Source organism: Streptomyces sp. NPDC021115, from assembly GCF_044333065.1.
GTDB lineage: Bacteria > Actinomycetota > Actinomycetes > Streptomycetales > Streptomycetaceae > Streptomyces.
In genome coordinates this window covers 144443-157247 of sequence record NZ_JBIRQF010000008.1, presented here as the reverse complement: position 1 = coordinate 157247, position 12805 = coordinate 144443, and the positions used below count along the sequence as shown (strand labels likewise).

The 12805-nt window shown below is 72.0% G+C and carries 8 protein-coding genes; 6 read left to right on the top strand and 2 right to left on the bottom strand.

Annotation, left to right across the window (positions count from 1 at the left end; all coding sequences use genetic code 11):
• Positions 1 to 7: 7 nt before the first annotated feature.
• The 5 genes from ACH4TL_RS24960 (at position 8) to ACH4TL_RS24940 (ending at position 8846) form a co-directional block, all read left to right on the top strand.
• The gene (locus tag ACH4TL_RS24960; protein WP_398319290.1) at positions 8 to 1360 is read left to right on the top strand and encodes a M64 family metallopeptidase; all 1353 of its coding nucleotides are present in this window, start codon (positions 8 to 10) and stop codon (positions 1358 to 1360) included.
• A 347-nt stretch (positions 1361 to 1707) separates the two neighbouring features.
• Positions 1708 to 3405 (top strand): protein kinase, encoded by a 1698-nt coding sequence (locus ACH4TL_RS24955; RefSeq protein WP_398319293.1) that lies wholly within the window; start codon positions 1708 to 1710, stop codon positions 3403 to 3405.
• Positions 3406 to 3492: 87 nt separating this feature from the next.
• Positions 3493 to 5304 (top strand): protein kinase, encoded by a 1812-nt coding sequence (locus ACH4TL_RS24950; RefSeq protein WP_398319296.1) that lies wholly within the window; start codon positions 3493 to 3495, stop codon positions 5302 to 5304.
• A 100-nt stretch (positions 5305 to 5404) separates the two neighbouring features.
• Positions 5405 to 7045, top strand: a complete 1641-nt coding sequence (locus ACH4TL_RS24945) for a succinic semialdehyde dehydrogenase (RefSeq protein ID WP_398319299.1) — start codon at positions 5405 to 5407, stop codon at positions 7043 to 7045.
• Positions 7046 to 7073: 28 nt separating this feature from the next.
• Positions 7074 to 8846 carry a GMC oxidoreductase gene (locus tag ACH4TL_RS24940; protein WP_398319302.1) on the top strand — a complete coding sequence of 591 codons (1773 nt, stop codon included), beginning with the start codon at positions 7074 to 7076 and terminating at the stop codon, positions 8844 to 8846.
• A 124-nt stretch (positions 8847 to 8970) separates the two neighbouring features.
• Here the strand turns inward: ACH4TL_RS24940 and ACH4TL_RS24935 are convergent, their stop codons facing one another.
• Together ACH4TL_RS24935 and ACH4TL_RS24930 are read right to left on the bottom strand one after the other, a co-directional pair.
• Positions 8971 to 10017 (bottom strand): PT domain-containing protein, encoded by a 1047-nt coding sequence (locus tag ACH4TL_RS24935; protein ID WP_398319305.1) that lies wholly within the window; start codon positions 10015 to 10017, stop codon positions 8971 to 8973.
• Positions 10018 to 10630: 613 nt separating this feature from the next.
• Complete coding sequence (locus ACH4TL_RS24930) at positions 10631 to 10921, bottom strand: chorismate mutase (protein ID WP_398319307.1); 291 nt, start codon at positions 10919 to 10921, stop codon at positions 10631 to 10633.
• Positions 10922 to 11192: 271 nt separating this feature from the next.
• Here ACH4TL_RS24930 and guaA point away from each other — a divergent pair, with 271 nt between their 5' ends.
• Complete coding sequence (gene guaA, locus ACH4TL_RS24925; RefSeq protein ID WP_398319310.1) at positions 11193 to 12779, top strand: glutamine-hydrolyzing GMP synthase; 1587 nt, start codon at positions 11193 to 11195, stop codon at positions 12777 to 12779.
• The last annotated feature ends 26 nt before the right edge of the window (positions 12780 to 12805 follow it).

Here is a 12805-nt window from a genome sequence, read left to right as displayed (position 1 = left end):
AGCCCCCGTGCGCACAGGGATTGGGCGACGCCGCCACACCCCCTTACGCTCCGCTGTCGGCGCCGTAGGTGTGGCGCTGACGGCGGCGCTCGCCGTGACCGTGAACGGCACCGCGACCGCCGCCCAGGCGGGTGGGGCCCAGCGCGCCCGTGAGGTCCACGAGGTCGAGTACTTCACCGGCCCCGGTGCCCACCCCCGGCACACCGAGGTCCCGGCCGCCACCCCCGCCCGGCTCACCCGCGGCGACCGCGCGCTCTCCGCCGCCGAGACGGCGGCCGACGGCGACGTCTCGTCCGTCATCGACAACGGCCCCACGGCCGACAAGGTCGACGTCGTCTTCGTCGGCGACGGCTACACCGCCGCCCAGCAGGACGACTTCCACGCCGACGTGCGCTCCAAGTGGGCGCAGATCTCCGCGGTCGAGCCGTACGCCGCCTACCGCGAGCTGTTCAACGTCTGGTCCGTGGACGCCGTCTCCAACCAGTCCGGCGTCTCCGGCGACCCCTCCAAGGACGTCGTCAAGGACACCGCCCTCGACTCCTACTTCTGGTGCGACGGCACCGAGCGGCTGCTGTGCGTCGACACCGGCAAGGTCGAGTCGTACGCCGCGAAGGCCCCGCAGGCCGACCTGGTGATCGTGCTGTCCAACTCCACCAAGTACGGCGGCGCGGGCTACACGCTCAGCTCCGGCGTCGGATACGACGGCATCGCCACCGCATCCTCCGACCACCCCGACTCCGACCAGGTCGCCGTCCACGAGACCGGCCACTCCGTCGGTGGCCTCGCCGACGAGTACGTGTACGCCACGAACGGCACCTACACCGGCGCCGAACCCGACGAGCCCAACGCCACCAAGCTGACCGCCGCCCAGCTCACCGCGCAGAAGCGGAAGTGGTACCGCTGGATCGGCCAGACCTCGCCGGACGGCGGCACCGTCGGCGCGTACGAGGGCAGCCGCTACTACCCCGTGGGCCTCAACCGGCCCACCGAGAACTCGATCATGCGCACGCTCGGCCGCGAGTACAGCCTGCCCGGGCGCGAGGCGATGATCGCGGGCTTCTACCGCCACGCCAGCGTGCTGAGCAGTCGCACCGGACGGGGCGCCTCGCTCGCGCGGGCGGCGAGCCTGAAGGTGAGCGTGCCCAAGGGGGCCTCGGTGAAGTGGTACCGCGACGGTGCCGAAGTCACCGCGGCGCGCGGCAAGAAGAACGTGACCCCCGCGTCGCTCGGCGTCCCGTCGGATGGCAAGCGCCATACCGTCACCGCCAGAGCCGTGGACCACACCCGCGCGGTGAAGGACCCCGCGCTGCGCAAGCTGCTGACCGCCTCCCGCACCTGGAAGGTCTCCGCCACCAGCTGACGCGCCCTCCCAGCCGCCGCCCCGTGGACCCCCGCCGCGGGGCGGCTCACACCCTTTTTGAGGCTCGGTTCTCCCCCAGCTACCGCTGGGAGGTGCCCCCAGCCGGAAGAACGGGGGCACCCGAGCGCCGGGCGTACCCACAAGTCCATCGTGGTCGATGCGGGGCGGCCGCGGTCCGCCCCTGTAACATCGGCACGCTCCACGATCCCCGACGCGGCCCGTCCGCTCAATCGCCCCCAAGGGCGAGCGCGCACGCTCGCGTTCCCCCGGCGCGCGGCTCATCCGACAAGGCGCCGGAGGCGCCTACCCCCGCCGGGGCGGCCGAAGTCGTGAGGCAAGATGAGCCCATGGGTAACTCCGGGGGAATAACCGGCCTGCTGGCCGGGCGTTATCGGCTGGTCTCGCGGCTCGGCCGCGGCGGCATGGGAACGGTCTGGCGGGCCGTCGACGAACTGCTCGGCCGCGATGTCGCGGTCAAGGAACTCCACGTGGACGAGGGCTTCGGCCCCGACGACCGACTGCGCGGTGAGCGCGCGCTGCGCGAGGCCCGTACGGTCGCGCAGATCAAGCACCCCAACGTGATCGTCCTCCACGACGTCGTGGAGCAGGACGACCATCCGTGGATCGTCATGGAGCTGGTCGACGGCTCCTCGCTCGCCGACCGGCTGGGCGCGCAGGGCCCGCTCCGGCCGCATGAGGCGGGCCGGGTGGCGGCGGCGCTGCTGGACGCGCTGCGGGTGGCGCATGCGCGCGGGGTGCTGCACCGGGACATCAAACCGGCGAACGTGCTGGTCGAGGCGGGCACCTGGCGGGTCGTGCTGACGGACTTCGGGATCGCGCAGGTCGACGGGGCGACGACGCTCACCGAGGCCGGCGCGTTCGTGGGCTCGCCGGAGTACACCGCGCCGGAGCGGATGTCGGGGCGCCGTACCGGGCCGGAGTCGGACCTGTGGTCGCTCGGCGTGCTGCTGTGCACGCTGGTCAGCGGCCAGTCCCCGTTCCACCGGGACTCGGTGGCGGCGGTGCTGCACGCCGTCGTCTACGACGAGGTCCACGTCCCCGAGGCCGCCGGGCCGCTGCGGCCGCTCATCGAGGGGCTGTTGCGGCGCGATACGCAGATGCGGCTGACCGCGGACGAGGCGACGCGGATGCTGCGTTCGTACCTGGGCTCGGGGGACACCTCGGGGTTCCGCGTGGAGCGCACCCCGACGCAGTCCGGCACGCCGCTCGCGCCCCCGGCGGGCACGCCGGTCGCGCCGGTCGCCTCGACCGTCCCCGCCCCGCAGCAACGCCGCGTCCCCAAGCGCCGGGCGGCGCTGATGGCCGTCGCCGCGGTGGTCGCCGTCGCCGCGCTGGGCGCGGGCACCATGGCGCTGCTGGACGACGGCGACAAGGGCAAGCCGACCGCCGACCGCGGCGCGACCCAGGCCGGGGAGAAGGGGAAGGGCACCGGCAAGGACGCGAGCACGGACGGCGACGCGGAACCGGCAGTGCGGGAGACTGACCGTACGGCCTCCCCGAAGGCGTCCACCGGCCCGACGGCCTCCCCGGAGCCGAAGGCGTCCACGTCGCCCGGGACCTCCCCCGGCGCGGTGCCCGCGGGGTTCGAGCGGGTCCATGATCCGGCCGGGTTCTCGCTCGCCGTGCCGAAGGGCTTCGCCCGCCAGGACAAGTCGCCCCGGGTCTACTACAACTCGCCCGGCCTGGAGTTCCGCATCGGCATCCACCCCCAGCAGCCGGACCCGCGGGGTCCGCTGGCGGTGAGCCAGTCGGCGGACGCCAAGGGACCGGCCAACTACGAGGGCTACCGCAACGGGCAGGTCATCCGGACCACGCACAACGGGCATCCGGCGGCGCTGTGGGCGTTCGTCTGGAACGGTTCGGCCGATGACGGCGGCTCGCGGCAGACCTTCGACCTGAGCTGGAACGAGGGCGGCAAGATGTACGACCTGTGGCTTTCTGTCCCGGTCGGGAAGAAGTCCGAGGGGAAACGTTACTTCGATACGGCTGTCGCCACTTTCGCCCGGTCCGGCGCCTCGGGCTGACCCGGTCGCAACGGCTTTGTCACGAGCTGTCCCCGCAGGCCCGCCGTGGGTGGCGGTGTTCACCGTCCACCAGGTAATGATTTGCGCATGACGAACGACGGGGGACGGGCGAACGAGCCCAGCAGCTACGATCTGCGGCCGCCGCAGCAGGCGGTGCCGCCCGCGCCGCCGCCGCGCCAGGCGGGGTCCGGTGCGTACGAGCCCACGCAGGCATCCGGGCAGCGCCCCGCGCCCGTACGGCCCGCACCGCAAGGCCCGCGCGCACCGCACGATCCTCGCGACCCGCGCGCGGCCGCCCCCGGCGCGCAACCGATCCCCGACGCCGGGCCCGGCCACAGCGCGCGACCGGGCCCCGACGCCGCCCCCGCCCCCGACGCGGGGCGGCTCATCGGCGGCCGCTACCGGCTGCTCGGGCGCCTCGGCCACGGCGGCATGGGCACCGTCTGGAAGGCCCACGACCAGATCGTGGACCGCGAGGTGGCGGTCAAGGAGCCGCGCGTCCCGGACCATGTGCCGGACCGCGAGCGGCAGACCGTCTACCAGCGGATGGAGCGCGAGGCGCGCGCCGCGGCCCGGATCGACCACCCCTCCGTCGTCACCGTGCACGACGTGGTGGTCGAGGACGGCCGCCCCTGGATCGTCATGGAGCTGGTGCGCGGCGACTCGCTGGCCGACCGGCTGGCGGAGGGCACGCTCGACCCGCGCGAGGCGGCCCGGATCGGGCTCGCCGTGCTGGGCGCGCTGTCGGCCGCGCACGAGGCGGGCGTGCTGCACCGGGACGTCAAGCCGGACAACGTGCTGCTCGGCAGGGGCGACCGGGTGGTCCTCACCGACTTCGGTATCGCGCAGGTCGAGGGCGAACAGGGACTGACCGAGACCGGCGGCTTCGTCGGCTCGCCCGAGTTCATCTCGCCCGAGCGGGTGCTGGGCCAGCGGCCGGGCCCGGCGTCGGACCTGTGGTCACTGGGCGTCGTGCTGTACGCGGCTGTCGAGGGCATGTCCCCGTTCCGCCGCTCGCACACCCCCGCGACCCTCCAGGCCGTGTTGTCGGCCGAACCGCAGCGGCCCGCGCGTGCCCCGGACGCGCTCGGCTCCATCACCATGCGACTGCTGCTCAAGGACCCGGCCATGCGCCCGTCGGCGGCCGAGACGCGGGAGGCGCTGGAGTCGGTCGTACGGCCGGTGCCGCAGCCGCTTCCGACGGTGCCCACGGCGGGCGGCTACGGCGGCCCGCCGATCCACAACGCGGTACGGGGCGGCAGCCGCTTCGTCCCGCCCGTCCTGCACAAGAACCGCCCCGCGCAGTTCGGCCTGGGTGCCGCCCTCGTGGTGATCGCGTCCGTTCTCGTGCTGGTCCTCGCCCAGCCGTTCGCGACCGAGGACCCCCTGCCGTCCGGCTGGACGGTCCGCGAGGAGCGCGATGTGGTGGCCGCCTCGCTGGCGGTGCCGAGCGCGTACAAGCGGGTGCAGAACGACAGCGACGAGAACGCGCCGAGCGTCACCTTCGACGACCCCAGCGGCGTCTACACCATCACCCTCACCAAGCGGATCTCCGACCCGGAGCAGAAGATCACCGACACCGCGGGACTGACCGCGGACACCGTCGCGTACTACAAGAGCGGCGCCCTGTCGACGATGGAAGAGGCGAGCAGCGCGAAGCCGAAGGCGACGCGGCAGCAGGACAAACCGGCGCGGGACCTGAACACCACCTTCTACAAGCCCGGCACCAGCAGCGACGAGAACCGCATCCTCTATCTGAACCGGGATCACCTCTACGTCAGCGACGATCACATCGCCTGGCAGCTGACGGTGAGGATGCCCGCCAGGGGCGACGCCCGGGGGACCGGCGACACGCTCTACGAGGGCGTCGTGAAGAACCTCAAGATCGAGGGCATCTGAGCGGCGGTTCGAACAGCGGCCCGAGTGGCAGCTGAGCAGTGGCCACAAATTGTTACCGCCGGGTACCCAAACCGCCCGGCCGGGGCCTACGCTCGCCCCCATGACCGACTCGCAGGACAGCGCACAGGACCTGGCAACGCCCGCGCCGGAGGCCCCCGTCGACGGAAACCCGGTCGCCGCCAAGGGCAACCGGACCGCCGCCGACGTGGTCACCCCCGAGCTGGTCGCCCAGCTCTCCCGGGGCATCGTGGGCAGCGGCAGCACCGCCAACCACACCCCGTTCACCGGGGAGGTCCTGGCCTCCGGGCTGCCCGAGTCCACCCCCGAGGACGTCGCCACCGCCTTCGAGCAGGCCCGCGCGGCCCAGCGGGCCTGGGCCGCGACCCCTGTGCGCACCCGCGCCGCCGTCTTCCTGCGCTTCCACGACCTGCTGCTGCGCCGCCAGTCGGAGGTCCTGGACCTCATCCAGCTGGAGACCGGCAAGACCCGGCTGCACGCCCATGAGGAGATCCAGGGCGTCGTGCTGGCCGCCCGCCACTACGGCCGCAAGGCCCACGCGTATCTGCGCCCAAAGTCCCATGTGGGCGTCGTCCCCACGCTCACCAAGGTCACCGAACTGCGCCAGCCGCGCGGTGTCATCGGCCAGATCGTGCCGTGGAACTACCCGCTGGAGCTGTCGGTCGGGGACGCGATACCCGCCTTCGTCGCGGGCAACGCGGTCGTCATGAAGCCGGACACCGAGACCGTGCTGACCGCCCTGTGGGCGCGCGAACTGATGGTGGAGGCCGGAATGCCGCGCGGCGTGTGGCAGATCGTCGTCGGGGACGGCCCGGTCGTCGGCCCCGCCGTGGTCGAGCACGCCGACTACGTCTCGTTCACCGGCTCCACCCGCACCGGCCGCGGCGTCGCCCAGGCCGCCGCCGCCCGCCTGGTGGGCTGCTCGCTCGAACTCGGCGGCAAGAACGCCATGCTGGTGCTGGGCGACGCCGACCTCGACCGGGCCGCCGAGGGCGCGGTCCGCGCGTGCTTCGCCTCCGCCGGGCAGCTGTGCATCTCCATCGAGCGGCTGTACGTCCACGAATCCGTCGCCGACGACTTCGTGGCGCGGTTCGCGGCCCGTACGAAGGCCATGCGGCTCGGCTCGGCCCTCGCGTACGGCGCCGAGATGGGCTCGCTCGTCTCCGAACGCCAGCTGGACACCGTCACCCGCCATGTGGAGGAGGCCGTCGCCAAGGGCGCCACGGTCGTCGCGGGCGGCCGTCCCCGCCCGGACATCGGCCCGTACTTCTACGAGCCGACGATCCTGGACGGCGTGGAGGCACCGATGGCGGTGTGCACCGAGGAGACCTTCGGCCCGGTGGTGTCCATCTACCGCTTCTCGGACGAGGACGAGGCGGTCGAGCGCGCCAACGCCACCCCGTACGGCCTGAACGCCAGCGTCTGGTCCAAGGACGGCCGCCGCGCCCGCGGGGTCGCCGCCCGGCTGCGCGCGGGCACCGTCAACGTCAACGAGGCGTACGCCGCCGCGTACGGCAGCGTCGCGTCCCCCATGGGCGGCATGGGAGACTCCGGCCTCGGCCGCCGCCATGGCTCGGAGGGCATCCTCAAGTACACCGAGGCGCAGACGGTCGCCCAGCAGCGGCTGATGCCGCTCGGCCCGTCCTTCGGCCTGACGGACGAGAAGTACGCGGAGTTCATGAGCCGCAGCCTGCGCGCGATGAAGGCACTGCGGCTGCGCTGACCGGTACGCATCGAACGGGGAGGTACCCGTGTCAGAGGACAAGCGCGCCGACGACACCGATGAGGGCCTGTACGACTACGACGTCATCGTCGTCGGCTCGGGCTTCGGAGGCGCCGTCTCGGCCCTCCGGCTGACCGAGAAGGGCTACCGGGTCGGCGTCCTGGAGGCGGGCCGCCGCTTCACGCCCGAGACCCTGCCCAAGAACTCCTGGGACCTCCGCAACTACCTCTGGGCCCCGGCCCTCGGCCTCTTCGGTATCCAGCGCATCCACCTCCTCGGCAAGGTGATGGTGCTGGCGGGCGCCGGGGTCGGGGGCGGCTCGCTCAACTACGCCAACACGCTCTACGTACCGCCCGAGCCCTTCTTCCGCGACCCGCAGTGGGGCGGCATCACCGACTGGCAGGAGGAGCTGAAGCCGTACTACGACCAGGCGCGGCGGATGCTCGGCGCCCGCCTCAACCGGACCATGACCCCCTCCGACGTCCACCTCAAGGCGGCCGCCGAGAAGATGGGCGTGGGCGAGACGTTCCACATGGCGCCCGTCGGCGTCTTCTTCGGAGACGGCGAGGACTCCGACGGCTCGGCCAGGGCGAAGCCGGGGGAGGAGGTCCCCGACCCGTACTTCGGCGGCGCGGGCCCGGCCCGCCGGGCGTGCACCCAGTGCGGGGAGTGCATGACGGGCTGCCGCCGCGGCGCCAAGAACACCCTCAACGAGAACTACCTCTACCTCGCCGAGCGCGCCGGTGCCGTCGTCCACCCCATGACGACCGTGGTCGCCCTGCGCGACGACCCCGACGGCGGCTACGACGTCGCCACCGTCCCGACGGCGCACCGCCGCAAGGGCAAGCCGAAGACGCTGCGCGCGCGGTACGTCGTCCTCGCCGCCGGTACGTACGGCACCCAGACCCTGCTGCACACCATGCGCGACCGGGGCCTGCTGCCGCGCCTCTCGGACCGGCTCGGCATGCTCACCCGCACCAACTCCGAGGCCCTGGTCGGCGCCCAGACCACCGACCGCCGCTACCGCGCCCGGCGCGGTGAGCGGCCCGACTTCAGCCGGGGCGTCGCGATCACCTCGTCCGTCCACCCGGACGAGAACACCCACATCGAGCCCGTCCGCTACGGCAAGGGCTCCAACGCGATGGGCATGATGTCGGTCCTCCAGATCCCGGAGGGCCGTGGCCCGGCCTGGCTGCGCTTCCTCGCGGCCAACCTCCGCCATCCGACTCTCGCCGCGCGCTCACTGTCCAACCGGCGCTGGTCCGAGCGCACCATCATCGGCCTGGTCATGCAGACCCACGACAACTCGCTGACCACGTACCGCAAGGTGAAGGGCCTGGGCAAGGGCCTGCTGACCGCCCGCCAGGGCCACGGCACGCCCAACCCGGACCACATCCCCGAGGGCGCGGCGGCGGCCCGCCACCTCGCCGAGTCGATCAACGGCTTCCCGGGCAGCAACGTCGGCGAGCTGATGGGCACCCCGCTGACCGCGCACTTCCTGGGCGGCTGCCCGATCGGCGCGTCGGCGGAGGAGGGCGTGATCGACCCGTACCACCGGCTGTACGGCCACCCGGGGATCAGCGTGGTGGACGGCGCGGCGGTCTCGGCCAACCTGGGCGTGAACCCGTCCCTGACGATCACGGCCCAGGCGGAACGAGCGATGTCCCTCTGGCCCGACAAGGGCGAGAAAGACCCCCGCCCACCCCAAAACGAGCCCTACACCCGCCTGGCGCCGATAGCCCCAGCAAACCCAGCAGTCCCGAAAAACGCCTACGCCGCCCTGAGGCTGCCGCCGCCCTGACCACGTTGTGGGCACAACCCACCCACGGACCCGCACCCGGCAACGAAACCCCCAGGGGCGCTAACCCGGCCGTAGGGCCACCCCGCAAGAGGGTGACCCTACGGCCTACGCCCAACAGCCGGCCTCACGCCGAGTGGCGCCGCCGCACGACGAACACGGCCCCGCCACCGACAGCCATGGCCACGCCCCCGATGAGCCCGATCATCGGCAGCGCGGACGAAGACCCGGTCTCGGCAAGCTTCCCGGACACCGGCAGTTCGCTGAGGTCCTTGCCGCCACCCTGCGGCGCGGGCCGGTTGCCCTTGTCCCCCGGCTTCCCCTCGGCATCGTCGATCGGCCCCGGCTTGCTCCCCGCGACCAGCACATCGAACTCGTACTCCATGGCCTCGGAGTAGCCGCAGACGTCGTCCTCGTCGTGGTACGCGCCGATCGCGAAGCCGAAGCCGTAGCTGCCGGGCGTCTTGGCGTCGACCTTGAGCCGCAGCTTGGCGTCGGCGTACTCACCGGGCTTCAGCTCGCCGATCGAGCCGAAGTAGCCTGCCTCGTCGCTGATGGCCTCCCATTTGTGGGAGTCCTCGTCGTACGACTGCACGGTGAGGAGCTTGGAGACGTCCTCCAGCTCGTCCTTGCTGATGGCGTACATCTGCACGTACGCGTCCACCGACTTCATCGCCTTGTCGGAGGTGTTCGTGGTGCGGAAGGTGAACGGCACCCAGCCGGAACCGGCCACGACCTTGCTGGGCAGCCCGCGCAGCTCGGTGGTGACGGCGGCCTCGTCGGACGCGTCCTCGCAGGTCGGGTCGGTCGGCTCGTCCGTGGGCAGATCCGTGGGGCCGACCGTCGGCTCATCCGTCGGCCCGTCGGTGGGCTCATCGGTCGGCTCGTCCGTGGGCTCATCCGTCGGCCCGGCCGTCGGCTCATCGGTGGGCTCGTCCGTGGGCTCGCCGGACGGCCCGCTCGTCGGCCCGGACGTGGGCTCGGCCGTCGGGCCGGACGTGGGCTCAGCCGTCGGCTCATCCGACGGCGGCTCCGACGGCTCGTCACCCGGCTCGGTGACCGACGGAACGGGACCCGGCCCGTCCTCGGCGAAGGCGGCGGGCGCGGCGAGCAGCGCGGCGGGAGCTATCGCGGCCGTTGCGGCGGCGGCGACCAGTGCGCGGCGAATCTTCATGAAGACCTCTTCTGGAAGGCCGTTGCGGTGGGGGCGCGGAATGGCCGTGCGTTCGGTTTGCACGTACATGACCATCCCTATGGCCTAAAGGTTGCCTTCACAGTTGCTCACAGAATGGTCACAGAATCCGCAGACAGGCGTAGGGCCCCGGGGCGACCGACCGTGGCGGACGTCCCGGGGCCCTAGGCGGTCAGCACCGGCGTCAGGGCAGCGCCGGTGCTGAAGGAGCGGCGCCGGGGGGTTGCGCCGCGGGCTCGGGGTGGGGATTCGAAGAGCAAGAAGAGGCAGGAGGAGGCAGGAGGAGGGGAGGGAGGAGAGGAAGACGCGTCAGGGGCGTACGACCGCGTGGCCGGACTCGTGATCAGGCCGTGGTCGGACCAATGACGGGTGCTGACCGGGGGTGTTTTCCCTCACTGCATCGTGGTGGATGCGGCGCTCCGGGCGCAAGCGTTTCGACTGGATACGGTCGGTCCCAGGCGTCCCCGGGACCGACCGCCCTGTGGATGGTGACCGGGCTGCTGTCCCCTGCCGACCGGTCACCTCGCCGACGCGGCACCGGGCTCAACGAGCCCGTTCGCGGGCCGGTCACGCGCCGTACGGGTGACGGAAGGCGTCACGCCCGCCCACGGCACAGCTCCAGCAGAGTCATGGCGAGTCCCGTACCGGGCTTGCCGAGCGCCTCGCGGTAGCGGTCGAGGATCTCCATCTCGCGGGAGAGGTTCACCCGCCGCCCGCCCGCCGCGATGCGCGCCTGCTGGATGGAGGCCGAGACCGCCATCCGGTCCCGGATGAGGCCGAGGATCTGCCCGTCCAGGGCATCGATCCGCTCGCGCGCGGAACCGATCACGGCGTCGGTATCGGTCACATCAGAGGTGGCGGCCGCGTCAGAGGTGGTGGTGCTCATATCCGTATCTCCTGGTCTCTGTGTCTGTCCTGATCGGCGGGGCCGGAACCGGCTGAGACCCGAAGCCATACGCACCAGCGCCCCGGGCCTTGACCGGCCCGGGGCGCCTGGGAAGTCGCTTGTCAGTAGTTCAAGCAGCACGACCATGGCAGCCGGACGGGCCGGTGCCATAGATAAAGACGAAGGTCATGCGCATGGACATGAGGCCGATTATGGGCTGGTTAGAATCGAAAGTCCAACCCTCCAGTTCCACCGCCGGAAGGCCGCCGAAGTGCCATCAGCGTCCCCTGCTGCCGCCCCCGACACCGTTCTGGTCGTCGACTTCGGCGCGCAGTACGCCCAGCTCATCGCCCGACGGGTCCGCGAGGCCCGGGTCTACAGCGAGATCGTGCCGTCCACCATGCCGGTGGCGGAGATGCTCGCCAAGAACCCGAAGGCGATCATCCTCTCCGGCGGGCCGTCGTCGGTGTACGCCGAGGGAGCGCCCCGGCTCGACCGCGCGATCTTCGAGGCGGGCGTCCCCGTCTTCGGCATGTGCTACGGCTTCCAGCTGATGGCCGTCACGCTTGGCGGCACCGTCGACAACACCGGGGCGCGCGAGTACGGGCGTACCGACCTGACCGTGAGCAAGCCGGGCTCGACGCTCTTCGCGGGCACCCCCGAGCAGCAGCAGGTGTGGATGTCGCACGGCGACGGCTGCTCGGCCGCGCCCGAGGGCTTCACCGTCACCGCGTCGACCTCGCAGGTCCAGGTCGCGGCGTTCGAGTGCGACGAGCGCAAGCTGTACGGCGTCCAGCACCACCCCGAGGTGATGCACTCCACCCACGGCCAGCAGGTGCTGGAGCACTTCCTGTACCGGGGCGCGGGCCTGGAGCCGACCTGGACCACCTCCAATGTGGTGGAGGAGTCCGTGGCGGCCATCCGCGAGCAGGTCGGCACCAAGCGCGCGATCTGCGGGCTGTCCGGCGGGGTGGACTCCGCCGTCGCCGCCGCCCTCGTCCAGAAGGCCATCGGTGACCAGCTCACCTGCGTGTACGTGGACCACGGGCTGATGCGCAAGGGCGAGTCCGAGCAGGTCGAGAAGGACTTCGTGGCCGCCACCGGCGTCCAGCTGAAGGTCGTCGAGGCCGAGCAGCGCTTCCTGGACGCGCTCGCCGGGGTGTCCGACCCCGAGGAGAAGCGGAAGATCATCGGCCGGGAGTTCATCCGGGTCTTCGAGCAGGCCCAGGCCGAGCTGGTGGCCGAGGCGGGCGCGGCCGGTGAGGCCGTGGAGTTCCTGGTCCAGGGCACCCTCTACCCGGATGTGGTGGAGTCCGGCGGCGGCACCGGCACCGCCAACATCAAGTCCCACCACAACGTGGGCGGGCTGCCCGACGACATCGAGTTCCAGCTGGTCGAGCCGCTGCGCAGGCTCTTCAAGGACGAGGTGCGCAACGTCGGCCAGGAGCTGGGCCTCCCGGACGACATCGTCCACCGCCAGCCCTTCCCGGGCCCGGGCCTCGGCATCCGCATCATCGGCGAGGTCACCAAGGACCGGCTCGACCTGCTCCGCGAGGCCGACGCGATCGCCCGCGAGGAGCTGACCGCCGCTGGTCTGGACCGCGAGATCTGGCAGTGCCCGGTGGTCCTGCTCGCCGACGTCCGCTCGGTCGGCGTCCAGGGCGACGGCCGCACCTACGGCCACCCCATCGTGCTGCGCCCGGTCTCCTCCGAGGACGCCATGACGGCCGACTGGTCGCGCCTCCCGTACGACGTGCTGTCGCGGATCTCGACCCGCATCACCAACGAGGTGGACGAGGTCAACCGGGTGGTCTTGGACATCACCAGCAAGCCGCCCGGCACGATCGAGTGGGAGTGACCGCCCTCCTCCCGATCATCATCTGA